Source organism: Mumia sp. Pv4-285, from assembly GCF_041320275.1.
In the GTDB taxonomy this organism is placed as follows: domain Bacteria; phylum Actinomycetota; class Actinomycetes; order Propionibacteriales; family Nocardioidaceae; genus Mumia; species Mumia qirimensis.
Genome location: NZ_CP162023.1, coordinates 749,986 through 775,140 on the forward strand (window position 1 = coordinate 749,986; position 25,155 = coordinate 775,140).

Here is a 25,155-nt window from a genome sequence, read left to right on the forward strand (position 1 = left end):
CGATCCACCCACGAGCAGAGGAATCTCCGATGCGTGCAGCAGTCCTCCACCAGACCGGCCACGAGTCGCTCGACGTCCGCGAGGTCGCGACCACCTCCTTCGGACCCGGCCGGGTCCGCATCCGACTCCACCGCGCCGGGCTGTGCCACTCCGACGTGTCGGCGATGAACGGCGTGCTCCAGCATCCCGCCCCGTTCGTGCCCGGACACGAAGGAGCCGGAGAGGTCCTCGAGATCGGTGACGGGGTCACCCACGTCGCTCCGGGCGATCGCGTCATCGTCTGCTGGATGCCGCCGTGCGACGCCTGCTCGGCCTGCCGAGCCGGCGACGGGCACCTCTGCCGCGCGGGATACCGCGACCTCGCCGTCCCGAACTTCACCCTCGACGGTGCGCCTCTCCCGGGCATGCTCGGGAAAGGGACGTTCGCCGACGAGATCGTAGTCGCCGCGTACGCAGCGATCCCCATCCCCGACGACGTGCCGTACGACGTCGCCGCGCTCATCGGGTGCGGCGTGACGACGGGCATCGGTGCCGCCCTCAACACCGCTCAGGTCGCGGCCGGCTCGACCGTCGTGGTCGTCGGGCTCGGCGGTGTCGGGATCAGCATCGTTCAGGGCGCGAAAGTTGCCGGTGCTTCGACGATCCTCGCGGTGGACCCGACACCGAACCGTCGCGAGTGGGCGCTCAAGCTCGGCGCGACCGAGGCGATCGCCCCCGAGGAGCTCGCCGGCGCGACCAAGCGCATCACCGGTCGGCGGGGATTCGACTACGCGTTCGAGGCTGTCGGCAAGCCCTCGACTCTCCGGGCGGCCTACGACGCAGCGCGCATGGGCGGGACCGTGTGCCTGGTCGGCGCGGGATCGTCCACCGACCTGCCGGACCTGACCATGGCCGAGCTGGTGTTCAACGAGAAGCGGCTGCTGCCGTCGTTCTACGGCGGGACCGACGTACGCCGAACCTACGCCCGCATCATCGACCTCTGGCGGGAGGGGCAGATCGACCTCGAGTCGATGATCACCCACCACGTGCCCCTGGACGGCATCAACGAAGCGATCCGCCAGATGCACACCGGTGAGGCCTTGCGCACCGTCATCGACCTCGCGTGACCACGCGACGTCGTTCGCTTCCACCTACGAAAGGCCAGTCACTCATGGGAACGCTGGAAGAGAAGGTCGCGATCGTCTCCGGATCGGGCCGCGGCATCGGTCGTGAGATCGCGCTCAAGCTGGCGCGCGAGGGTGCGTCGGTGGTCGTGAACGATCTCGACCCGGATCCTGCGGAGCAGACCGCGGCTGACATCAAGGCGGCCGGCGGCAACGCCGTGGTCTGTGCGGGCTCGGTGGTCGAGGACGGGTTCGCCGAGCGCTTCGTGCAGACGGCGACCGAGTCGTTCGGCGGCCTCGACATCATCGTCAACAACGCCGGCTACACCTGGGACACCGTGATCCAGAAGATGACCGACGAGCAGTGGGACGCCATCGTCGACGTGCACCTCAAAGCGCCGTTCCAGATACTGCGCGCCGCGCAACCCTGGTTCAAGGAGCACCCGGTCGACCACCACCGAAAGGTCGTCAACGTCTCGTCCGTCTCGGGGGTCTTCGGCAACCCAGGGCAGGCCAACTACTCGGCCGCGAAGGCGGGAGTCATCGGGTTGACGAAGACGATGGCGAAGGAATGGGGCCGCTACAAGGTGAACGTCAACGCGGTGGCGTACGGCTTCATCCTCACCCGGATGACCGAGGCAGTCGCGGGCGACGACGCCTTCGTGGAGATCGAGGGACGCAAGATCAAGGTCGGCATCAACCCGGACCGTGCAGCGATGGCCGCGCGCACCATCCCCTTCGGCAGGCCGGGCACGCCCGTCGAAGCCGCCGGTGCCGTCTACCTGCTGTGCACGCCCGAGTCCGACTACGTCAACGCCCAGTGCCTGGTCGTCGACGGCGGACAGCGCTGAGGAGAGCCATGCAACGCACCGTCTTCGACGCCGACCACGAGGCGTTTCGGCAGACCGTCCGAGCGTTCATCGAGAAGGAGGTCCTCCCGGAGTACGACACGTGGCTTGAGAAGGGCGCGCCACGCGAGCTCTTCCGCAAGCTCGGCGACCTCGGGGTGATGGGGTTCGACATCCCCGAGGAGTACGGCGGCGCCGGACCGACGAGCTTCACGTACCAGGCGGTGGTGCTCGAGGAGGCGGGTCGCGCTGGCGTGATCCTGGGCCACTTCGGCGTCACCGCCGGGATCGTGCTCCCGTACCTCCTCCGACTCGCGAACGCTAATCAGCGGGCCCGATGGTTTCCCGGGATCGCCTCCGGAGACATCACCTTTGCCATCGCGATGACCGAGCCGGGGACCGGGTCGGACCTGGCCGGCATCCGGACGACGGCTAGGCGCTCCGAGGACGGGTCCCACTACGTGCTCAACGGGGCGAAGACCTTCATCACGGGGGCGCGTAACTCCGAGCTCGTCGTCGTGGTGGCGCGGACCTCGCCTGCCAGTTCCGACGATCGGCGGTCCGGCCTGTCGCTCCTCGTCGTCGACACCGCCAGCGAGGGCTTCGGGTTCGGTCGCAAGCTCCGCAAGCTCGGCCAGCAGGCCGCCGACACCAACGAGCTGTCGTTCACCGATGTTCACGTTCCCGCCGAGAACCTCTTGGGCGAGGAAGGGCAGGGCTTCTCCTACCTCGGGCAGAACCTGCCTCGCGAGCGCCTCGCCATCGGGGTGACGACTGTCGCCGCCGCACGCGCGGCGATCGAGCAAGCGCGCGCGTACACCCTCGAGCGGCGGGTCTTCGACAAGCCTGTCGCGGCATTCCAGAACACCAAGTTCGTGCTCGCCGAGTGCGCCACCGAGGTCGAGGCGGCGACGGCGCTGCTGGATCGCGGGCTCGAGCTGGATGAGCGTGGCGAGCTGACCGGTGCAGACGCCGCGAAGATCAAGCTGTTCTGCACCGAGGTCGCCGGCCGTGTCATCGACAAGTGCCTGCAGTTGCACGGGGGGTACGGCTACATGCTCGAGTACCCGATCGCGCGTCTGTACGCCGATACACGGGTCACCCGCATCTACGGCGGAACCAGCGAGGTCATGAAGACGATCATCGCCAAGGACCTCGGACTGTGACGCCCGCCGTCTAGACCCGACAAGCATCTGCGTACCTCGGCCGTCCGATCCGCTGCCGAGGCGTGTCGGCATACCCGTGCGAGATCACCGGAGCGTCAGATGTGTCCAATAAGTAGCCTCAACGATTCAATACAAACCCTTGACATCAAAGGTCTACGACAAACTAAGTTAAGCGTCGATAACCACCGAGAGGCGATGAGATGACGACGACCAACGGAAGAGCACTCGTGCTGCGCGACATCCGCGTCAGCTACGGGCGGTCCGTCCGGGCGCTGCGCGGCGTGGATCTCGAGGTGCCCGCCTCAGGCGTCGTCGCACTCCTCGGGGCCAACGGCGCCGGCAAGTCGACGCTGCTACGTGCGGTCTCGGGCACCCTCCCGCTCCATTCGGGGGCAATCGACAGCGGGACCATCACCTTCGGTGGCGAGACGCTGCGTGGCTCCGATCCGAGCGTCCCGGTGCGCCGCGGCATCGTCCAGGTCCCCGAGGGCCGGCGTGTGTTCGCGGACATGTCCATCGACGAGAATCTGCGCGCCGGCGAGCTCGGCGTGCGCGGACGGTCCAAGCGAGCCACGGCACAGGCCAAGGAGCGGGTCTTCGACCTCTTCCCCCGACTGGCCGACCGCCGCGCCCAGGCAGCAGGGCTGCTGTCCGGCGGCGAGCAGCAGATGCTCGCCATGGGGCGCGCGCTGATGGCGGATCCCGAGCTCCTCCTGCTCGACGAGCCATCCTTGGGTCTTGCGCCTCAGATGGTCGAGCGGATCGCCGACATCATCGCGATCATCAACCAGCAGGGCGTCGGCGTCCTCCTCGTCGAGCAGAACGCCGCGCTGGCGCTCGAGCTGGCCGACCACGCGTACGTCCTCGACGTGGGGCGGGTCCGGCTGCAGGGTGCCTCGTCCGACCTCGCCGCGTCGGACGAGGTGCGCAGGCTCTACCTCGGCGAGATCCCCGAGGAGCTCACGGACGATACGGGGGCCGTCCTGGCCGGCGCGGCCGCGCCGCTGGAGCGGTGGATCCGATGACATCGACGAGCCAGACGGTCGATCGGGCCGCCTCGTCCCGGCGCGCCGACGAGAACCCGCCCTTGATCGTCTCCGACCTCACCGTCCGCTTCGCCGGCCTCGTCGCGCTTGACGCGGTGAGCTTCACCGTCCGCCCGGGGACCGTCCATGGGCTCATCGGTCCCAACGGCGCCGGCAAGTCGACCTGCTTCAACGTCGTCTCCGGCGTCTACGAAGCGACCTCTGGCAGCGTGCACCTCGGCGACAACGAGCTCACCAGCCTGCGTCCGCACCGGATCGCCGCGCTCGGCGTCGCGCGGACATTCCAGAACATCGTCCTCACCCGAGGGACGGTCGCCGACAACCTCATGCTCGGACGGCACACGATCACGCGCGCCGGTTTCGTCGCGACTGCCCTCCGCCTGCCGCTCGCGACAACAGAGCAGCGCCGCCACCGCGCACGTGCCCGTGAGATCGCGCAGTTCGTCGGTCTGGGCGCGGTGTTCGACGCGCCGGTGGCGGCACTGCCGTACGGCGACCGCAAGCGGGTCGAGCTTGCCCGGGCGCTGTGCATGGAGCCGCGGCTGCTGATGCTCGACGAGCCGGTCGCCGGCATGAACACTGCCGAGCGCGCCGCGATGGCCCAGACGATCGAGCAGGTCCGGTCGACGCTCGACCTGTCGATCCTCCTCGTCGAGCACGACATGGGGCTCGTGATGCGACTGGCAGACGACGTCACGGTCCTCGACTTCGGGCGACGGATCGCCGCCGGCCGACCGGACGAGGTGCAGAACGACCCGGAGGTCGTACGCGCCTACCTCGGCAGCGGACGTACGCCTGAACACGAGGAGGAGCAGTGACCACTCTCGCCCAGATGCTGATGAACGGGCTGGCTCTCAGCTCGGTGTACGCCCTGGTCGCCCTCGGCTTCACCGTCATCTTCCGCGCCTCGCACGCGATGAACTTCGCTCACGGATCGCTCATCGTCTTTGGCGGCCTCGTCGTCGCCCGCCTCCACGACCCGCTTGGGTTCTGGCTGGCGGTCGTCGTCGCCGCGCTGGCGACGGCAGGGTTGGCGCTGGTCGAGGCGATGATCCTGCGTGCGTCGCGTCGTCACGACGTCGCGACGCTCGCGATCATGACGATCGGCTTCAACATCCTCCTCACCGCCGAACTCGCCCGCCAGATCGGCATCGACGTGCTCAGCCTCGGCGACCCGTGGGGGTCGGACGTCGTCGAGCTCGGTGGGGTCACGGTCGCTCAGACCCGCCTCGCCTCGCTCCTCATCGCCAGTGCTCTGATCGGGCTGTTCTTCCTAGCCTTCCGATTCACCCGCTGGGGGCTCGCGATGCGTGCGTCGTCGATGGATCGCGAAGCGGCCGCGCTGATGGGGGTCCGGCAGGGGCGCCTCGAGCTCTCCGGATGGGCGATCGCCGGCGCCCTCGCTGCGGTCGCTGCGGTGTTCATCGCAGCCTTCCCGAGCCAGGGACTGGACCAGTCGACCGGTCTCATCGCTCTCGCGTGCTTCCCCGCCGCGATCATCGGCGGGATGGGCAACCCTGCAGGGGCCCTGCTCGGGAGCCTCGCGATCGGGATCACCGAGGCGGCCGCCGCGACCTATCAGAGCCACCTCACCGCACTCGGGTCCGGCCTCCCCGTCCTGGCCCCCTACGTCGTGATGGTCGCCGTCCTGCTCGTCAGGCCGCAGGGCCTGCTCGGCACGAAGGAGAGCACCCGTGTCTGACACCGTCGCACCACCCGCGACCACGACCGTCGCCACGCCCGCCACGAAGTCGCCCGCTCCGTCGAGCCGCCGGTGGGGACGAGCCGCGACCTTCGTCGGCGGAGCGCTCGTGCTGCTCGCGCTCCCGCTCTACGTGTCGTCCTTCTGGCTCCAGATCGGACTGTTCGCGATGTCAGCCGCCGTGGGCGCGATCGGCCTCAACATCCTCCTCGGGACGGCGGGCCAGCTGTCGCTCGGGCACTCGTTCTTCCTCGCCGTCGGCGCGTACGGCTACGCCTGGTTCGCCGGCGACGCCGGGCGTGCCGGCACGCTCGACCTCTCCGGGCTGAATGCGCCGCCGCTGGTCGCCTTCGTCCTCGCTGTGCTGGCCGCCGGACTCGCCGGTGTCCTCTTCAGCCCGATCTCCGGACGGCTCCGCGGTCTCTACCTCGGTGTCGCGACGCTCGCCCTGGTCTACGTCGGCCAGCACGTGCTGCTCAACGCGAAGTCCGTCACCGGCGGCTTCAACGGGCGACGCGTCCCGGCGATGGAGGTCCTCGGGTTCCCGCTGGCCGACTCCGGAGCCGCGCAACTGCTGGTCATGGGTGTCCCGTTCGACCGCCTCGAGCGCCTCTGGTACTTCGGGCTGATCATCGTGGCGATCGCCTGGTTCCTAGCACACAACCTGCTGCGCGGGCGGTCGGGTCGGGCGCTCGGTGCGCTGCGGGACAGCGAGATCGCCGCGTCCGTCATGGGCGTTCCCGTCGCGCGCTACCGTGCCGCTGCGTTCACGGTCTCGTCGATGTACGCCGGAGCAGCCGGTGCTCTGCTCGGGCTCACCTACGAACGGATCGTCCCGGACTCCTTCGGTATCATGGTCTCGGTCAACTTCCTCGCCATGATCGTCATCGGCGGGCTCGGCTCGGTCGGCGGCGCGATCGTCGGGGCGGTCTTCGTCTCGTCCCTCCCGCACGTCATCGGCCACTACGCCACGCACCTCCCGCTCGTCGTACCGGCGGGGTCCATCGAGCAGGGCATCCTCCCCGTCGAGGCCTCCAACTATCTGTACGGCGCAGCGATCCTCATCGTGATGATCTTCGCGCCCGGCGGCCTCGCGGCGATCCCCCGTGCGATCTCGGCCCGCCGTCGTCGCCGACGATCCCGCGGTGGCCCCACGTCGTCCTGAAGAAGACCCCCCCGCATCCCACGCCCGTGGTGTGCGCACATCATCAAGGAGTATCCGTGAACAACTTCAAGAAGACAGGAATCGCGGCGGCAGCGATCGCGCTCGCGCTTTCCGGTTGCAGCACCAAGAGCGAGGCCGGTGCGGAGCAAGGTTCGGACGGCATCAAGACCGGTCCCGGAGTAACAGACTCGACTATCACGCTCGGTGCCCTCACCGTGGCCAGCGGCCCGGGTGCCTCGCTGGGGACGTCCGTGCTCGAGGGTCAGCAGCTCATCGTCGACCAGGTCAATGCCGACGGCGGCATCTGCGACCGCGATCTTGAGCTCGAGGTGCGCGACACCGCGCTGGACCCGCAACGCGCGGTCGCGGCGTACAACGAGATCAAGGGCGACGTCGCCGGCATCTCCCAGCTTCTCGGCTCGGCACCGACCGCTGCTCTCGTGGACAGCATCGAGGCCGATGAGATGCTCACCCTCGTCGGCGGGTTCTCCGCCGACCTCCTGGGGTACGAGCACATCCAGATCCCCGGCAGCACCTACGACATCGACATGATCAACGGCCTCACCGTCCTCGCGAAGCAGGCCGGGCTCAAGAAGGGCGACAAAGTAGGCCACGTGTTCGTCGAGGGCGAGGCGGGGGCTAATGCGCTCGAGGGTTCGACCTTCGCCGCGAAGAACCTCGGCCTCGAGATCGTCGAGCAGCAGGTCGCACCCACTGCGACGGACCTGACACCCCAGGTGTCCGCCCTCAAGGCCGCCGGTGTCAAGGCCGTACTCATGACAGTCCTCCCGCCGGCCACCGCATCGTTCGTCGGCGTCTCGGCGGCCACCGGACTCCGCGTGCCCGTGCTGACGAACTCCGTCGGGTGGGCCGTCCAGCTGCTCGGCACACCGGCAGCGCCCGCGCTGGAGAAGATGCTCCTGATCGCGTCGCCTGCGGCCGGTCCGAACTCCGACGTCCCCGAGGTCAAGAAGTTCATCGCCGACTACACAGCCGCGAACCCGGAGGGCAAGCCCGAGTCGGCAACGCTGCAGGGCGGCACGCTGATGCGGATGATGGTCGCCGCCCTCGAGGGCGCATGCACGTCGGAGGACCTCTCGCGTGAGGGCATCACCGCCGCCCTCCGCAAGCTTCCGGACTTCAACAGCGGGGTCGGCACGACGCTCGACTTCACCAGCCCCGAACTGCCGCCGAGCACGACGACGTTCCTCCAGAAGCCGTCGAAGGCTGCCGTCGGCGGGATCACCGACCTCGACGAAGGCATGACAGACCCCTCCGTCGAGGACTACCTCGCGTCGAAGGGCTGAGGCAGTTCGTTGCCGGGAGGCGCGCGCACCTGCGTCGCGCCTCCCGGCAACGAGCGCGTGCCGACTCCGACTCGACAACCCAGGAGGACCGATGGCGTACATCCCGAAGGACGCGACCCCGTCGACCGTCGCCGCCCACCGCGACGCGACCACGGCGTACGACCTCGACGACCGACAGGACTTCGTGGACGCGCGACGAGGCCTGATCGCGCCGATCGACAACAGCGCCTACGCCTATCTCGCCGACGACGCCCCATGTCCGCACACCGTCAACCCGAGCCTGTGGCGCCAGTCGCAGGTCCTGCACACCGGCGGCCTGTACGAGGTGGTCGAGGGGCTCTACCAGGTCCGCAACAGCGAGATCGCGAACCTGACGGTCGTCGACGGCGAGGACGGTCTCGTCATCATCGACACCATGACCTCGGTGGAGGCGTCGCGTCAGGCCCTCGATCTCTTCCGCGAGCACGTCAACGACAAGCCAGTCGTCGCCGTCATCTACACCCACACGCACGTCGACCACTACGGCGGCGTGAAGGGCATCGTCGATCCTGCCGACGTCGCTGCCGGCAAGGTCGCGATCATCGCGCCCGGCTACGAGTTCGAGAAGCATGCGATCGGCGAGAACATCATCGTCGGCAACGCGATGTCGCGGCGCGCCTCGTACGCGTTCGGGAGCCTTCTCGAGCCGGGCGCTCGCCAGACCGTCACGTGCGGCATCGGGATCGGGCCGGGCGGTCCTGGACGCACGGTCTCATACCTTCCGCCGACCGACCTCGTGACGCGCACGGGGGAGCGGCGAGAGCTCGCGGGGTTGGAGTTCGAGTTCCTCTACGCGCCCGACACCGAGGCGCCCGAGGAGATGCACATCTGGATCCCGGAGCTCAAGGCGCTCACCTGCGCCGAGAACGCGCAGCACTCCCTCCACAACATCCAGACCTTGCGCGGTGCGAGGACGCGGGACGCGCGCAACTTTGCGCGCTACCTCGACGAGACCCTCGAGCGCTGGGGAGACGACACCGAGGTGCACTTCGGGCCGCACACCTGGCCAGTGTGGGGTAACGAGGAGGTCGTCGAGTTCCTCTCGTCCCAGCGCGACACTTACAAGTACATCCACGACCAGGCGCTTCGGATGGCGAACAAGGGCTACACCGCGATCGAGGCGGCCGAGATCCTGGAGCTCCCCGAAGGGCTGGGCCGCAAGTGGTACAACCGCGGCTACCACGGGACGGTCCACCACAACGTCCGCGCGGTGTTCCATAAGGAACTGGGGCTCTGGGACGGCGACCCGGTCACCCTCCACCCGCTTCCACCGGCCGAGTCGGGGCGACGCTATGTCGACCTCATCGGGGCCGACACGATCCTCACGGAGGGGCGCCGCGCCTTTGAGGCGGGAGAGTACCGGTGGGCCGTGGAGATCCTGCACAAGCTCGTGTTCGCGCAGCCCGACAACACCGAGGCACGCGAGCTGCAGGCGGATGCGTACGAGCAGATGGGTTACCAAGCCGAGGGGCCGCAATGGCGCGGGGTCTTTCTGACGATGGCCCGCGAGCTCCGCGAGGGAGTCATCGAGCAGACCTTCAGCTCGGTTGCCGGCGACATTGTTCTCGGGATGTCCGTCGACCTGTTGTTCGACTACGCGGCGGTCCGCGTGGTGGGCGATCGCGCCGCCAACTGTGACCTCCGCATCGACTTCACGTTCACCGACCTCGACGAGACGTGGACGATGTGGGTCGCGCGCGGCGTGCTCCATGCCCGCCGGGGCGCGTCCGACCTCGCTCAGCTCCACCTCACGGGCACGAAGGCGGCACTCATCGCGACGGTCCTTCAGCCGGCGCATGCTGGAGAGGCACTTGAGTCCGGGATCGTGACCGCGGAGGGCGATCGCGCGGTGCTGGCGACATACGCGAGCGTCCTTGATGAGCTCGACAAGAACTTCCCGATCGGCGTCCCGGAAAGAGTAGGCAGGGCCGCGGCGGGCGGCGTAGGACCGTCACGTCATGGTGTGACGATCGGGAACGAGGCATCGAACACATCGAGCAGCTCTCCGTAGGTCTCGAGAACGGCGGCATCGCCGTCGACGGTGATCGTGCCCGCGGCAGCGAGCCTCTCCGCCGCACCAGGTTGTAGCAGTACAGCAACGAGCGCGGCCTTCGGACCGGCGACCGCGACTGCTGCTCCGCTCGACGTTCCGCGCCGCGCGTTGAGCACGCCGCGCGCGACCCACATCGTCCACGCCTCGTCGAGGTCGGTGAACGTGAAGTCGATGCGAACCTCCACATCGGCTGCCTTCTCACCGATCACGTGCACGGCGGCGAAGTCGAACAGGATGTCGATCGGCATCGCGTGGATGCTGTCCTCGCTCGCGGTCGTGAACGGTGGTGGGAGTGCGCCAACCCGGAGCTCCTTGGCGGCCGTGAGGAAGATCCCGCGCCATTGCGGCCCCTCGGCCTGGTATCCCATCTGCTCGTACGCATCCGCCTGCAGCTCGCGTGCCTCGGTGTTGTCCGGCTGCGCGAACACGAGCTTGTGCAGGATCTCCACGGCCCACCGGTAGTCGGCCGCCTCGATCGCTCGGCGTCCCTCCTCGAGGATGCGGTCCGGTCCGACCAGGGCGACGAACCGCTTCGCCGACTCGACCGGCGGGTGCGGGTGTAGCGACACCGGGTCGCCGTCCCACATCCCGAGCTCCTTTGTGAAGACGGCACGGACGTCGTGGTGGACCGTCCCGTGGTAGCCGCGGTTGAACCATTTGCGCCCGAGTTCGTCGGGGAGCGCGATCTCCTCGGCGGCCTCGAGCGGGGTGTAGCCCTTGTTCGCCAGACGCAACGACTGGTCGTGGATGTACTTGTAGGTGTCGCGCTGCGAGGAGATGAACGACGTCAGCTCCTCGTTGCCCCAGACGGGCCAGGTGTGCGGACCGTAGTGGACCTCGGCCTCGTCACCCCACCGTTCGAGGGTCTCGTCGAGGTAGCGAGCGAAGTTGCGCGCGTCGCGGGTGCGGGCGCCGCGCAGAGTCTGGATGTTGTGCAGGCTGTGGTTCGCGTTCTCGGCACAGGTGAGCGCCTTGAGCTGCGGGATCCAGATGTGCATCTCCTCCGGTGCTTCCGTGTCGGGGGCGTAGAGGAACTCGAACTCGATCCCGGCCAGCTCACGCTTCGTCCCAGTCTTGGTGATGCCGTCGGTCGGGGAGATATAGGAGACGATCGGACCGGCGGTGCTCGCGATCCCGATTCCGCAGGAGACGGTGCCGTGGGGGTCAAGGTCGAGGTGGCCGCCGAAGGCGTAGGACGCCCGCCGGGCCATTGCGTTCCCCGCGACGACGTTCTCCCCGATCGCGTACTTGTCGAACGAGGCGATCGTCCCCGGGGCGATGATCGGCACCTTCCCCGACGCCACGTCGCCGAGGTCGACGACACCTTTGACACCGCCGTAGTGGTCGATGTGGGTGTGGGTGTAGATCACGGCCACGACCGGCTTGTCGCTCACGTGCTCACGGATCAGCGCCATGCCCTGCTGGGCTGACTCGACCCCAGCCATGCAGTCGATGACGACGAGGCCGTCGTCCCCCTCGACCACCGTCAGGTTGGCGAGGTCGTTGTTCCGCACCTGATAGAGGCCGGGAACGACCTCGTACACGCCGCCCCGACGCATCACCTGTGATTGCCGCCAGAGGCTTGGGTTCACCGTGTCGGGCGCCGGTTTGTCGTCCGCCAGGTAGTCGAAGGCGTGCGGGTCGAAGATCGTGTGGCCGTCCGAGCCGAGGACAGGACCCGGCAGGGGCGCGATCAGGCCGCGGTCGGCATCGGCGAAGTCCTGCCGATCCTCCATCGCGTAGTGGGCGCCTGCCTCGCGGTTGGCGGTGGCAGTTGCCGTCGTGGCGCCCTTCGACTCGTTCGACATGTGAATGGTCCCCCTGGTGCGTCGACTGTTGGCGTCCCAAGTCTCGCCCGACCAACCGTCACCCGCATCACCTGCACGGGTGATCAACTCATGAGAATCAGACTCGGTCGCCTGTCCCGCTCCAGCGTCCGTCGAGCGCGATGTGTTCGCCGGGTCTGCGTTGCTGAGCAATCTGCACTGGATCGATTGAGCGCAGTCCGGAGGGTGTCGACCGGATCACGCTTGGGCGGGGGTGGTCGTTCGGCGTCGAGGTCGAGTCCTTGTCGGTCGCCGACGTATATCTGCGTGTGCTGCCGTGCGCGGGTTGCGCCGACGTAGAGGGCTTCGCGTGTGGTGGTGTCGTCGATGAGTAGGTGGGCGGTGTCGACGGTGAGGCCTTGGGCGCGGTGGGCGGTGACGGCGTAGCCGAGCTGGACGTGTTCGGCGGCGTAGTCAGGCGGCAGGGTGGTGGTGGCGCCGCGGCCTGTGACGACGAGGCCGCCGTCGTTGGTCTGAGTCGCGATGATCCAGCGGTCGCCGTTCTTCACGTAGCCGCCGCCGGCCGTGGTGAGGGTTCGGTTGTTGCGGCGGGTGATGATGGTGTCGCCGACGCTGGCGGTGGTTCCGTCGCGGAGGTGGACACCGCCGCGCGGGTTGATGTCGCCGGCCGCGATGCGCGCGGTGCGCGCCGCGGTGTTGATGGCGCGTGCGTCGTGTTCGGTGGTGGTGATGATGAGGCTGCTGAGTCCGCGCTCGGTGTCGGCGAGCCAGGCGTTGTAGGCGCGGTCAAGGAGTTCGGGTTCGCTTCCTGTCGTGATGCGTCCGTTGTCGAGGTAGAAGCGAAGCCCGTTCGCGTTGCCTTCGCGCAGCTTGAGGGTTGCTTGTGCTTCAGCGGGGTTGTGGAAGCGGTGCAGGGTGTCAAGTTCGGGTCCGCCGATGTCGTCGACGAGGAGTCGGAACGCGCCACCGGCCTCGACTGCGGAGAGTTGGTAAGGGTCTCCCAGGAGCCGCACGACCGCGCCGGCTGCCCGGGCGTGCTGGGTGAGCCAGTCGAGGCGGGCGGTGCCGGCGAGGCTGGCTTCGTCGACGAGCACCAGGTCGCCAGGACGAAGGCTCGCCCAGTCGTCTGTCTCGGCTGATTCGGTGCTGAGGTGCTGGAACTTGTGAAGGTTCTCCGAGCGGCATCCGAGCTCGTCGGCGAGGACTTGCGCGGCACTGGCCGACGGCGCGAGCGGGATGACGCGCCGCCCGCTTGCCTGCCAGATGGCGGCGAGGGCGCGCATTGCGGTGGTCTTTCCTGATCCGGCCGGCCCGATACCGACGCTCAAGGCGTGAGGATTGGTGAGTAAGTCTAGGACGAGGCGGCGCTGGCCCTCGTCGAGCTTCTTTCCCTGTTTCTCTTCGTACGCCCACAGCCGGACATTGGCTTCTGACTCGGACATCACAGGAGACGCGGCCGGTGCGGAGGCGGTGTCGAGGAGGCGTTGTTCGGCGTCGAGGATGCTCTGTGTGGTGAACCGTGCCGACCCGTAGCTGGGTCCTTCGTCGGCGACGGTGACCGACGCGTCCGGCGACAGCGCCCGCTCGAGTGCGTTCAGGGTGACGAGCTCGCGGTCAGAGTCGTTGACGAACCTGAGATGGCGGATCTGGCGCTCGACCTCGGCGAGGACGTTCCATCGGGTCCAGGTCGCTTTGTGCTCGGCGACCACACCGGTCGCGACCTCGGCGACAAGGTCGATGGGAACCTCGTCTGGGCGCCACACCCGGGCAGGCGTTTCTGGAGTCGTCAGCTCGCTGATCGCGCGTGCCGGGTGTTGGCCGAGGAATGGTCCAGCTTCTCGGCGCCAGCGGGTGATCTTGTCGGCCAGCGGCTCGCCGAGCATCTTCTCGCCGCGGGTGTCGAGGGTCGCCTGCTGCGCCAACCGCAGCTGCGCACCGGCGTCGGGATCGTGGCCGTGCGCGGTGGCGTAGTCGACGGCGAGCTCGCGGTAGCGGTCCTCGATCGCGGCCTGGCGTTGGGAGAACGAGCGGATCAGCGCGTACGGGATCCCGCTTACCTCGCGAACAGGCCGCTTGTCGGTGCGGATGGTGTCGGGGCGTTCGGTGAACTCGACACCGAGCCGGCGGGCGAGCTCGTCCTCGATGCGCGTGTTGTACCGCTCCGACGCAGCGACCCCGGCCGCGTGCAGGACGCGGGCGTCCAGGGACAGCCAGCGTGGGCTGCCGTCGGGATGGTCGTGTACGGCGCGGACCTTGTTCGAGATCGCGAGGTGGGTGTGCAGATCGGGGTCACCGGCTCGAGAGTCGAAGTGGTCGAACGCGGCGGCGATGAATCCACGTGCCCTGACCTGCTGAGCACCGCCGGCGCCGATCCGTGCGAAGCACGTCTCGTCCTCCAGCCAGGCGAGCACGTTCGCGACCGCCGCATGGTGGGCATCGGTGACTGCTTGGCGGGTGGCGGCGTCGCCGAGTCCCCACAGGATCGACACGCTCTTGACCGGAGTGAACACCAGGTCATAACCGGCGACCGCACGGCGTTCCTTCGAGGCTTCCGATGCCTCGATCCGCGCCCGCGCCGCCGCATCCGGAAGATGCCCGTGCTTGCTCGCGTACCGCTCGACGCGTTCCGCGACCCGTGCGTCGCGCGACTCCCGTGTCTGGAAGGTGGGGAAGGCGAGCCCGAGCCGCGCAGATGCCAGTGCCTGGTCGGGGTCAGCTCCGTTGGTGACCTCGAGCGCGATGATCTGCTCGGCATCGGGATGCATGCCGGCGCCGAACAGCGACCGCATCTGGTCCTCGCGCACCATCCCGCTCACCTTGAGGTCGGCAGCGCCCTGTCCGACCCATCGCCCCGCCGGGTTCCCGCTCGCCGTGTAGTAGTCCGCCAACGACTGACCCGGGCGGCGTACGACGTCGCCGGAGGCGACCTGACGGGTGAGGTAGGTGTAGCCGTCGCCCGCGTGGAGCTTGTGCAGGGTCATCACCGCGAACGACCACCGCGAGTAGCCAAACAAGTAGCCAAACGGGCGTGAAACAGCGAACCCGCGCGGACGGCCACGGAATCGACACCGCCTCTGACCTGCGCAAACGCACAAGACCGACCATCCGCGAACCGGTTCCCGACAACTTGTAATGAGGATGTCGCGGGTTCGACTCCTGTCACCGGCTCCAGAATCAGTTGAGGCTGCGCAGAGCGCGGATGCTGCGGGCGGTACTGTGATCGGACGGTTCATGGGAACTCGCCTTCCTGTGGACCGAGGCCCTGGGCCGGAGTTACTAGCTCCGCCCAGGGCCGCCGAGGACTCGACACTGTGACGCTGGCCCGGCGCGCCAGATGGACGCTACCGTCCCGACTATGCGAACCGCCGTGATGAGAATCGTCGTCGACCATGAAGGCCTGCTCTCCGGGAGCGACTACGAGACCGGGCTGAGCTGCCTTCGCGAGGAAGGATTCGACGTAGTGGCGACCCCCGCCGAGAAGCTGCCGGACAAAGGGCGGGAGATCGAGATGATCATCGAGGAGTTCGATCCTGACGCCCAAGAAGCGCACGTTGCCGCATGCCGCCGTGCGTTCGGGATCCCGGCGACCCCGGGGGTGGTGACTTTCATCAGTCGAGGCACCGACGACGACGCCCGCGGAGTGCTCCAGGCCTTCGACATCGACGGGAAGGTCGAGCGCATCCTCGAAGGCGACGACGAGGTGGTCGCGGTGACACTCGACCCCCTCCACCTGCGACGCGTCCCCGAGAGCAGGCTCCACACCGCCCTCGAGGCGGCGCTCAACTGCGAGGTTCGCATCGTCGTCGGCAGTTGACCCTCATCCGGGGGTGTCGACGGCTCCCCGGATCAGGCTTTGACGCACGAACGCGTACGCGCGCGTCTCGCTGCTCCGGGCATGTTCGTGGAATGGCGTCCACATCACCGACCGGAAGTGGAAGCCGAGCTCGTGGGGAGCGGCGACCGGCCGCCAGGCTCCGCTCGCGATGCCCTGCGAGGTGAGTCCTTCCAGTGACTTCAGACGATTCTGCGTTGCCAGGAAGTAGTCGTGGAAAGGGCTGCTGGGCGCCTCGCGTCCGGTCCAGCCCAGGTTCACGATCGCCGACTCCTCGCGGTACTCCCGGCTGGCACGGACGAAGACGCGCGCGATTGCGCTCAGTGTCTCGGACTCGGGCGAGCCGGACTCGAGGACCGCGGCGAACGCATGGTCGAGGCGGTCGGCGTATGCGTCGAGGATCTCCCGGATCAGGGCCTCCTTGGAGTCGAACCGCCGGTAGAGCGTCGCCATGCCGACACCGGCCGAGTGAGCGACGTCGCGGATCGTCGTCGCCGCGTAGCCGCGACGTGCGAACTCGGCGCGCGCGGCAGCGACGACCGCCTCTCTGGCCCCGGCCGGATCGGTTGCGTTCTCTCGCTTCCAGTCCGCGACGACGGCCATCGCCGTACGGTAGGCCGCCGACGCCTCGAGCTCGGCGTCGCTGGGAGGTGAGGTCGCAACCCCATGGAGCACCACGTCGCACAGATGCGCGGCGAGCTCGCGCGGGTCCGTCTCGAGCGGGTAGTAGGTCGACGAGTAGAAGGCCAGTCGTCCTAGGGTGAATCGGAGGAGGCCGCGATCGACCGTCGGGTCCGTCGCCTCGGAGCCGAGTGCCGACACGGCATCGCGCCAGGCTCGCTCCAGGGCCGGCGAGCGGAGCTGCATCGCGGTGGTCAAGCGCTCCGACGCTACGCTCGGCGGCGCTTCGTAGGCCCGTAGTCGGATGGCCGCGGCGTTACGGAAGCTCAGCGCGACGACATCGGCGGTGAGCGCCTCGACGAGTTCCTCGGGCGTCCCGTCGTGGGTGCGCACACGGCGCGCTGCGACGAGCCCGACCTCGTTCAGGGCGCGGCCGAATCGCGAGAGCAGGCCGATGGCGATCTCTTCCTTCGACGGAAAGTGGTGGTAGAGGCTGCCTGGCAGAACGCCAACAGCGTCGGCGATGTCGTGGATCGTCGTCGTCGCGTACCCGGACTCCTGGAAGAGGCGCGCCGCCGTCGTGAGGATCTCGTCCGAGCGAGCGCTGGTGGTGGGTGCGCTCGGGGTGAGCTTCCGGCGAGAGAGCGACGTCATCCTCACAGTATGGGGGCGGCACGGGGCGTCCGTCAGTCGTCGTGTCAGCGGCGGTGCGATCAAATGTTCGTTCCGCAAGGGGTTCCACAATCGCCTGGGATCTGGCAATACTTGCTGTGATTCGAGTCACAGCGACGGGTCCGCGCCAGGCGCTTCGGCGCGTCCGCGGCCCAGGCGACCGAAAGGACCCGAGGTGCCGGAGAGATCTCACCGAAGCGTGGACCGAGAGCGACGCATGCGACTCGTCGAGGCGACGGCCAGAAGCTCGCAGGCCGAGCACGCCTCGATCAGCACCTTCACGATCGCCGACTTCCTCGCGATGGGCGTCACGCTCGAGGGGGAGCCTGTCGTCGTCGCGGGCGAAGAGCACCTCGACCGAAGGATCCGGTGGCTCCATGTCACCGAGCTGGTGGACACGCACGGGCTCCTCCAGGGAGGCGAGCTGATCCTGGCGACCGGGGTCGGCCTCGCCGACTCGCCGGACGAGGGCGTCCGATATGTCGACGCCCTCGCCGACGAGAGGGTCGCCGGCCTCGTCATCGAGCTCGGACGCCGCTTCTCCGCAGTCCCTCCGGAGATGGTCCGGGCGTGCCGGCGCCGGGGACTCCCACTGATCGTGCTGAACAGGGAGGTGCCGTTCGTCAAGATGACCGAGACGGCCCACTCGATCATCCTGATGGGGCAGCGGCGGCTGCTGCAGACCACAGCGATGGCGCACCAGCGCTTCACCGAGCTGGGCGCCGCCGATGCGTCCGTGGACCAGCTTGTCGCTGCAGCCGGGGAGCTCGCCGAGGGGCAGATCGTGTTCTCCAACCTGATGTACCAGGTGCTGGCGGTTCACACGGTCGACGGCGTCGCCGACGACCTCCTGCGACGATGGAGCCGGAAGGCGTTCACCCTGACGCAGTCCTTCGGGACCCGGGTCGACGAGGCCGACCGCTGTGTGGTCGTGCCGGTCGAGGCCCGCGGTCAGCAGCGCGGGCGCCTGGTGCTCTTCACTTCAGGGCCGCCGGACCCGGCGCAGGTCATCGTCCTCGAACGCGCCGCATCGGCCTTGGCGATGCGGCTGCTGCTCGAGGACGACGACGTCGTGGTGGCGAACGCTCAGCGGACCGTGCTCGCCGACCTCGTCGCCGGACGCTGCTCCCGGACCGAGTCGATCCATGCACGTACGGCAGCCCTCGGGCACCCGACCCGGCACCGCCACTATCTCCCGATCATCGTGGCTCCCGATCGTGAACGCGACTTGCGGTCAGTCCTGTCGCGCGCGCTCGACGATGTGCAGGTCGACGCCCTCGTCGGACGGTTGACGCCGGAGAGGTGGGGCGTCCTGCTCCTGCTCAAGCGCGCCGACGCCTCCGCGGCTGACGAGTTCGCGACGAAGGTCGCTCAGGCGTGCAAGGACGCGGGGGTTGCTCCTCCGACGCTCGGCCGTGGTGCTGTCGTCTCGGACCTCGCAGAGGTGGGGAGGTCGTTCGCCGAGGCGAGCGACGTCGCGTCTGCGGCGCGAGCGACGTCGCCGATGGCGGGACGTCGGGTCCTCCACTCGATCGACGACATCAAGCTACGAGGCCTCCTTTACACCTTGCGGCACGACGCCCGGCTCCAGGCGTTCGTCGAGCGGACGCTGGGGCCGCTGCAGCTGCGCGACGCGCTCGATGGGGGTGACTGGGTGCGCACGCTGGCGGCGTACCTCCGGGTGCGCAGCAACAAGTCGCTCGCCGCGCAGCAGCTCGGGATCTCTCGACCGACGTTGTACGAACGCCTGGCGCGGATCCAACGTCTCCTCGGAGTGGACCTGGACGATCCCGAGACGACGACGTCCTTGTACGCCGCGATCATGGTGATCGAGGCCACCGCCGGCGACGCCTCGCCGACGTCCGCCCTCCCCTCCACGCTGGTGGTCCAGGCACAGACAGGTGCCTGACCGACGGTCGGCGCTCCGCGTTGACAGCGTGTCAGGAACGCGGCTCCCACTCTGACACCCTGCGTATACCCACCAACTGGTCGGTTGCCTATGTTGGGTGCGAAGTCGCAGTGGCGGCCATCACACAGCTGGCTCGGTGGCGTGTTCCGTCGAGCGACCCCACATCGGCGTCGTACGAGGAAGGGATTTGCAGATGAAGGGTTGGCGGGTCTTGTCGCGGTCAGTGGCCTTAGCGGCCGCGCTCGGAGTGGTGCTGGCTGGATGCGGCGGAGGAGGGAGCGACGGCGGCGGCGGCGCTGCCGGAGAGCCGCAGAAGGGCGGGACCCTGACGTACGCCGTGAACGTCGAGACCGTCTCGCTCGATCCCGCGTTCTGCACCCTGTCGTTCGACCGCTGTGCCCCGATCTACGGGACGTTGATGCGCTACGACGTCGACAAGCAGCAGTTCGTCGGCCAGATGGCGGAGTCGTTCGAGAGCACCGACGGCAAGAGCTGGACCCTGAAGCTGCGCGAGGGCGTCGAGTTCAGCGACGGTACGCCCTTCGACGCTGAGGCGGTCGTCTACAACTGGGACCGCATCAAGGACCCCAAGACATTGGCACCGTCGGCGCGCTACACCGAGGGACTGAGCTGGAAGGTCGTCGATCCGTTGACCGTCGCCGTGACCTCGGCGGAGCCCAACTTCCAGCTTCCGTGGGCGCTCACCCAGGGACTGAGCACCATCGGCTCCCCGAAGGCCATCGAAGCAGCCGGCGAGGACGTCTCCAGCTCTCCGGTCGGAGCCGGCCCGTTCGTGCTGGACAAGTGGACGCGCAACTCGCAGGCCGAGTACTCGCGCAACGACAGCTACTTCGAGGAGGGCCTGCCGTACCTCGACAAGCTCGTGATCAAGGTGATCGGAGCCGATGACCAGCGGCTCAACGCGCTGCGCAGCGGTGAGATCGACGTCGACTGGTCGCTCCTGACGAAGGACGCCAAGGCGATCGAGAGCGAGGGCGGCTACGACATCTACCGTGTGCCCCTCAATGGAGGGACCGGCCTGCAGTTCAACCTCAAGGACCCGGTCATGGCCGATGAGGGCCTCCGGCAGGCGATGCTGAGCGCCTTCGACAGCGCGCAGATCAACAATGCGGTCTACCCGGGCGACGAGCCGGTCGACGCCTTCCTGCGGCCGGACAGCCCCTACCGGGACGACGAGCTCGGCATGTTCCCGGAGAAGGACCTCGACGAGGCGCAACGTCTCTTCGACGACTATCTCGAGCGGACCGGCAAGACGAGTGAGACCGTCACCTTCGTCTGCTACGCCGGGATCCCAGCCCTCGAGCAGGTCGCTCAGCTCATCCAGTCACAGATGTCGAAGATCGAGGGCCTGGACTTCAAGCTCGAGCCGGTCGACGGCGCGACGCTCTCGCAGCGCTCGACGGCACGTGACTTCCAGACCATCATGGGCGCCACGCTGTCCCAGGACATGGACCGCCTGTACGCCGTCTTCCACACCGACGGACCGCTCAACGTCATGAGCTACTCCAACCCGACCGTCGACGCCGCGCTCGAGACGACGCGTCGCTCGAACGAGCCGGGCGAGGTGGAGAAGGCGTACCAGACCGTCAACGGCGAGCTGTCCAAGGACGGGCCGCTGCGGAACTGGCGCTACCAGACGGGACACCTCTTCGCGAACGACATGGTCCAGGGCATCGTGCTCGCCGGCACCTCGTCGGGAGCGAGCGCGTACTGGCAGTACGCGTGGCTGAACGAGTAGTCCCCGAGTAGTCCGCCACTCGGTGGGTGCGGGGCAACTCCCTCCGCCCCGCACCCGCCGAACCGACAGCGAGTGAACGGATGGTCGAGACATGAATGTGGTGGTCTGGAGACGTCGTGCCAGCTCGGTGGCGAGGTTCTTCCTGCTCTTGTTCCTCGTCACGGTGGCAGTCTTCCTGCTCCTCGATCTGATCCCGGGGAACCCGGTCGACGCGATCCTCCCCCCGGACGCGACGGCCGAGCAGCGCGCCGCGGCGGCGGAGCAGTACGGCCTCAACGACCCGATGTGGCAGCGCTACCTCGACTGGCTCGGAGGGATCCTGCAGGGCGACTTCGGGCGCTCGTTCCAGACGGGCCTCAGCGTCTCGGACCAGATCCTCGAACGCGCACCGGTGTCGATCGAGCTGGCCGTCCTCGCAATGATCGTGGCGCTCGCCGTCTCGATCCCGGTCGGGGTCTGGTCGGCGTACCGCCCGGGCAGTGTCGTCGACCGTGCCTCCACCTTCATGATCTCAGCGACGCTGGCCACGCCGGCCTTCGTCCTCGGCATCCTCCTGGTCTACGTCTTCGCCGTGAAGCTCGGCGTCCTGCCCGTGCTCGGGTGGGTCCCGTTCTCCGAGGACCCCGCCGAGCACGTCAAACGGCTGATCCTGCCTGTGATCACGCTGGCAGCCGGCGAGTGCGTCCTCTTCACCCGGCTCCTCAAGGGCGACATGATGGCCACCCTCCAGCAGGACCACGTGCTCTCGGCCCGCGCGCGAGGCCTCCCTACCCGGAGCATCCTCACGCGGCACTCCCTGCGGCAGTCCTCCTTCTCCCTGGTGACGGTCTCCGGTGTGGTCATCGGTCGACTCATCGGCGGCACCGTCCTCGTGGAGGCGATCTTCTCCCTCCCCGGGATGGGGACGCTGGTGATCACCGCCATCCAGTCGCGGGACTACATCGTCGTGCAGGCCGTAGTCCTCCTCAGCGCGATCGTCTACCTGCTCATGAACACCCTCGTCGATGTCTCGTACCCACTGCTCGACCCGCGCGTGAGGAAGGTGAGGACGTCATGACCGAGCTCGTCCAGCAGCGACCTGGGCCGGAGAGCGCGACGGAGATCGAAGCACCGCTCGAGGTGTTCGACGAGCACGTACGACCGGTGCGGCGGCGCCGTGACTACGGGGCCTTCTTCGGCGTCGTGTGGATCGCGCTCGTCGCGCTGGCGGCGCTCCTGGCTGGCGTGCTGCCGATCCCGGACCCGAACGAGGTGACCAACTCGTTCAGTGCCATGCCGTCGGCGGACCATCTCCTCGGCACGGACGCTATCGGCCGGGATGTGCTGTCGCGGATCGTCTACGGAGCCCGCGTCTCGATGGCGGTCGCGATCGGAGCGACGAGCCTGTCGCTCCTCATCGGCGTCACCATCGGGATGATCGCCGGATACTTCCGCGGTGCCGCCGACGCCACGAGCTCGCTGTTCGTGAACTTCATGCTGGCGTTCCCGCCGCTGATCTTCCTGATCGCCGTCGTCACCGCGCTCCAGCCGGGACTGCTGACGCTCGTGGTGGCGCTCGCGCTGGTCGGGATCCCCAACTTCGCCCGGGTGGCGCGCGCCAACACGATCGCGTTCGCCGACCGGGAGTTCGTCACTGCCGCGAAGGCACTGGGCGCACGGCCGCTGCGCATCCTGACGCGCGAGCTCCTGGTCAACGTCATGCTGCCGATCCTGTCCCTCGCCCTCGTGGTGATGGCCACGCTCGTCGTCGCCGAGGGCAGCCTCAGCTTCCTCGGAGTCGGCGTCCCACCGCCGACGCCGAGCTGGGGCGGCATGTTGGCGGCGGGGCGCGAGTCGCTCAGCGACGAGCCGCAGCTCGTCCTCGTACCCGCCCTCTTCTTCTTCCTCACTGTCTTCTCGTTCAACAGGCTCGGCGACTGGGCGCGGGGCCGCGTCGGTAGGGAGTCCTCGATATGAGCACCGGTACGGAACCGTTCGTGGACGATGCCGTGGTCGGCGACATCGAGCAGCACCAGAGCTTCCTCGAGGTCGAGAACCTCCGGGTGTGGTTCGGCACGCCTCGCGGGATGGTCCGTGCGGTCGACGGCGTCGAGCTGCAGCTGCGCAAGGGGGAGACACTCGGCGTCGTCGGCGAGTCGGGCTCGGGCAAGTCGGTGCTCTCCCGCGCGATCATGAAGATCCTTGCGCCCAACGCCCGCGTCCTGGACGGCAGCCACATCAGGCTGGACGGCGTCGACCTCGCCACGGTGAACCCCAAGAAGAACAAGCACCTGTGGGGCGTCGACCTGGCGATGGTGTTCCAGGACCCGATGACGTCGCTGACCCCGGTGGTCACCGTGGGGAAGCAGCTGACCGAGACGCTGCGCTACCACCTCGACCTGGACGCCAAGGCGGCGCGCGCGGAGGCCGTACGGTTGTTGAGCCTGGTGGGCATCCCCGAGCCGGAGAAGCGCTTCGACCAGTACCCGCACGAGCTCTCCGGCGGAATGCGGCAGCGCGTCACGATCGCGCTGGCGATCTCGTGCTCGCCCAAGCTCCTGATCGCCGACGAGCCGACCACGGCGCTCGACGTCACGGTGCAGCACCAGATCCTCAACCTGCTGAGAGACCTCCAGGCGAGCTCCGGGATGGCGATGATCCTCATCACCCACGACCTCGGCGTCGTCGCCGGGCGGACCGACAACATCGCCGTGATGTACGCCGGGCGCGTCGTCGAGATGGCGCCGACCCGACGCCTCTTCTCCCACATGCGTCACCCGTACACGCGGGCGCTCATCGACGCGATCCCGAAGCTCGACCATCCGAGCCACACGAGGCTCGCGTCGATCCCCGGGCGACCCCCGACCATCGTCGATCCACCGCCAGGATGCAGCTTCGCCGCACGCTGCCCGTCCGCCCAGGACCGCTGCACGAAGGAGACCCCGACCTTGGTGACGACACCGGACTCCGAGCGCCACTCCGCGGCGTGCTTCTTCCCCCTCGGGACGCCCGAGGGAGACGTCGCTCGCCGGCGCAACATCGAAGCAGGCGTGACCGCGGCCGGAACGCCCGTCTTGTCGGGGGTGACGGTCTGATGGCCGGCAGCGGGACGGCGCACCTGCGCGACGAGCAGGACATCGTGCTCAGCGTCCGCAACCTGACGGTCGAGTACGTCGGGAGCCGGGGCGAACGTGTCTACGCGGTGTCGGACGTGAGCTTCGACGCGAGGCGAGGAGAGACGGTCGGACTGGTCGGCGAGTCCGGGTGCGGCAAGTCGAGCGTGGCGAAGGCCGTGATGCAGCTGCCGGCACCGACCTCCGGATCGATCCTGCTGGAAGGGGCGGAGATCGCGGGTGCGAAGGGCGCCACCCTGCGCCGGCAGCGGCGCAAGCTGCAGATGATCTTTCAGGACCCGATCTCGTCACTCAACCCGCTCCGCAAGGTGAAGGACATCATCGCCGAAGGGCTTCGTGTCCAGGGCGGCAGCAGCAGGAAGGAGGTCGCGGCGCGGGTCCAGTCGATGATCGAACGGGTCGGGCTCGACCCGGACACGGCGTCCGACCGACGTCCGCACGAGTTCTCGGGCGGTCAGTGCCAGCGCATCTCCATCGCCCGCGCGATGGTGCTCGACCCCGAGGTGCTCATCTGCGACGAGCCGGTCTCCGCGCTCGACGTGTCGGTCCAGGCCCAGATCATGAACCTGCTCGAGGAGATGAAGGAGCGCTACCAGCTCACGATGGTCTTCATCGCGCACGACCTCGCCGTGGTCAAGAACCTGAGCGACCGGATCGTCGTGATGTACCTCGGCAAGGTCTGCGAGGTGGCCAGCTCCGACGACCTCTTCGCGTCGCCGGCGCATCCCTACACGCGGGCGCTGGCCCAGTCGATCCCGGAACCGGACCCCGAGGCGCAGATCCAGGAAGCGGCCCTCTCCGGCGATCTCCCGTCACCGTTGAACCCACCGACGGGGTGCCGCTTCCGTACGAGATGTCCCTTGGCGCAGGAGGTCTGCGCGAGGGAGGAGCCGGAGGTCCGCGAGGTGCGTCCTGGCCGCTTCGCGGCCTGCCACTTCCCGCTGGACGAGTCGGCGACGGATGAGCCGCAGCTCGACACGTCGGCGCAGACAGACCACTCCGCAGGGCGCGCAGTGGTCGCATGACACAACGA

General features: G+C 68.2%; 19 protein-coding genes. 16 read left to right on the forward strand and 3 right to left on the reverse strand.

Going from position 1 to position 25,155, the window contains the following annotated elements:
- The first annotated feature begins 29 nt into the window (after positions 1-29).
- The 9 genes from AB3M34_RS03585 to AB3M34_RS03625 all read left to right on the forward strand — a co-directional run bounded on the left by AB3M34_RS03585 (position 30) and on the right by AB3M34_RS03625 (position 10,387).
- Positions 30-1,106 carry a zinc-binding dehydrogenase gene (locus tag AB3M34_RS03585; RefSeq protein WP_370617711.1) on the forward strand — a complete coding sequence of 359 codons (1,077 nt, stop codon included), beginning with the start codon at positions 30-32 and terminating at the stop codon, positions 1,104-1,106.
- Between the two features lie 44 nt (positions 1,107-1,150).
- On the forward strand, positions 1,151-1,954 hold the full coding sequence (locus tag AB3M34_RS03590) for an SDR family NAD(P)-dependent oxidoreductase (protein ID WP_370617712.1): 804 nt from the start codon (positions 1,151-1,153) through the stop codon (positions 1,952-1,954).
- A gap of 8 nt (positions 1,955-1,962) precedes the next feature.
- Positions 1,963-3,117 (forward strand): acyl-CoA dehydrogenase family protein, encoded by a 1,155-nt coding sequence (locus AB3M34_RS03595; protein ID WP_370617713.1) that lies wholly within the window; start codon positions 1,963-1,965, stop codon positions 3,115-3,117.
- 200 nt (positions 3,118-3,317) lie between these two features.
- Positions 3,318-4,142, forward strand: a complete 825-nt coding sequence (locus tag AB3M34_RS03600; RefSeq protein WP_370617714.1) for an ABC transporter ATP-binding protein — start codon at positions 3,318-3,320, stop codon at positions 4,140-4,142.
- Positions 4,139-4,981, forward strand: coding sequence for an ABC transporter ATP-binding protein (locus tag AB3M34_RS03605; RefSeq protein ID WP_370617715.1), 843 nt, complete (start codon positions 4,139-4,141; stop codon positions 4,979-4,981). Before AB3M34_RS03600 ends, AB3M34_RS03605 begins: the two co-directional genes overlap by 4 nt.
- On the forward strand, positions 4,978-5,865 hold the full coding sequence (locus AB3M34_RS03610; RefSeq protein WP_370617716.1) for a branched-chain amino acid ABC transporter permease: 888 nt from the start codon (positions 4,978-4,980) through the stop codon (positions 5,863-5,865). The genes AB3M34_RS03605 and AB3M34_RS03610 overlap by 4 nt, the downstream gene beginning before the upstream one ends.
- Positions 5,858-7,030 (forward strand): branched-chain amino acid ABC transporter permease, encoded by a 1,173-nt coding sequence (locus AB3M34_RS03615; RefSeq protein ID WP_370617717.1) that lies wholly within the window; start codon positions 5,858-5,860, stop codon positions 7,028-7,030. Before AB3M34_RS03610 ends, AB3M34_RS03615 begins: the two co-directional genes overlap by 8 nt.
- Positions 7,031-7,086: 56 nt before the next feature.
- Positions 7,087-8,337 carry an ABC transporter substrate-binding protein gene (locus AB3M34_RS03620; RefSeq protein ID WP_370617718.1) on the forward strand — a complete coding sequence of 417 codons (1,251 nt, stop codon included), beginning with the start codon at positions 7,087-7,089 and terminating at the stop codon, positions 8,335-8,337.
- Between the two features lie 91 nt (positions 8,338-8,428).
- Positions 8,429-10,387, forward strand: coding sequence for an alkyl/aryl-sulfatase (locus tag AB3M34_RS03625; RefSeq protein ID WP_370617719.1), 1,959 nt, complete (start codon positions 8,429-8,431; stop codon positions 10,385-10,387).
- Here the strand turns inward: AB3M34_RS03625 and AB3M34_RS03630 are convergent.
- Both AB3M34_RS03630 and mobF read right to left on the reverse strand, forming a co-directional pair.
- Positions 10,333-12,237 carry an alkyl/aryl-sulfatase gene (locus tag AB3M34_RS03630; protein WP_370617720.1) on the reverse strand — a complete coding sequence of 635 codons (1,905 nt, stop codon included), beginning with the start codon at positions 12,235-12,237 and terminating at the stop codon, positions 10,333-10,335. The genes AB3M34_RS03625 and AB3M34_RS03630 overlap by 55 nt on opposite strands.
- An 83-nt stretch (positions 12,238-12,320) precedes the next feature.
- Entirely contained in the window at positions 12,321-15,197 is a 2,877-nt protein-coding gene (gene mobF, locus AB3M34_RS03635) for a MobF family relaxase (protein WP_370617721.1), read from the reverse strand.
- Between the two features lie 353 nt (positions 15,198-15,550).
- Between mobF and AB3M34_RS03640 the strand changes: the two genes are divergently transcribed.
- A complete protein-coding gene (locus tag AB3M34_RS03640) occupies positions 15,551-16,030 on the forward strand; it encodes a hypothetical protein (RefSeq protein WP_370617722.1) in 480 nt (159 codons plus the stop codon).
- Positions 16,031-16,033: 3 nt separating this feature from the next.
- Here the strand turns inward: AB3M34_RS03640 and AB3M34_RS03645 are convergent, their stop codons facing one another.
- Positions 16,034-17,323, reverse strand: coding sequence for a TetR family transcriptional regulator (locus tag AB3M34_RS03645; RefSeq protein WP_370617723.1), 1,290 nt, complete (start codon positions 17,321-17,323; stop codon positions 16,034-16,036).
- A 235-nt stretch (positions 17,324-17,558) separates the two neighbouring features.
- Between AB3M34_RS03645 and AB3M34_RS03650 the strand changes: the two genes are divergently transcribed.
- From AB3M34_RS03650 to AB3M34_RS03675, 6 genes are all read left to right on the forward strand, one after another.
- Entirely contained in the window at positions 17,559-19,250 is a 1,692-nt protein-coding gene (locus AB3M34_RS03650; RefSeq protein ID WP_370617724.1) for a PucR family transcriptional regulator, read from the forward strand.
- Between the two features lie 250 nt (positions 19,251-19,500).
- Positions 19,501-21,009 carry an ABC transporter substrate-binding protein gene (locus tag AB3M34_RS03655; RefSeq protein WP_370617725.1) on the forward strand — a complete coding sequence of 503 codons (1,509 nt, stop codon included), beginning with the start codon at positions 19,501-19,503 and terminating at the stop codon, positions 21,007-21,009.
- A gap of 91 nt (positions 21,010-21,100) precedes the next feature.
- The gene (locus AB3M34_RS03660) at positions 21,101-22,066 is read left to right on the forward strand and encodes an ABC transporter permease (protein ID WP_370617726.1); all 966 of its coding nucleotides are present in this window, start codon (positions 21,101-21,103) and stop codon (positions 22,064-22,066) included.
- Positions 22,063-22,965, forward strand: coding sequence for an ABC transporter permease (locus AB3M34_RS03665; protein WP_370617727.1), 903 nt, complete (start codon positions 22,063-22,065; stop codon positions 22,963-22,965). The genes AB3M34_RS03660 and AB3M34_RS03665 overlap by 4 nt, the downstream gene beginning before the upstream one ends.
- On the forward strand, positions 22,962-24,083 hold the full coding sequence (locus AB3M34_RS03670; RefSeq protein ID WP_370617728.1) for an ABC transporter ATP-binding protein: 1,122 nt from the start codon (positions 22,962-22,964) through the stop codon (positions 24,081-24,083). Before AB3M34_RS03665 ends, AB3M34_RS03670 begins: the two co-directional genes overlap by 4 nt.
- Complete coding sequence (locus AB3M34_RS03675; RefSeq protein WP_370617729.1) at positions 24,083-25,147, forward strand: ABC transporter ATP-binding protein; 1,065 nt, start codon at positions 24,083-24,085, stop codon at positions 25,145-25,147. Before AB3M34_RS03670 ends, AB3M34_RS03675 begins: the two co-directional genes overlap by 1 nt.
- Positions 25,148-25,155 lie beyond the last annotated feature (8 nt).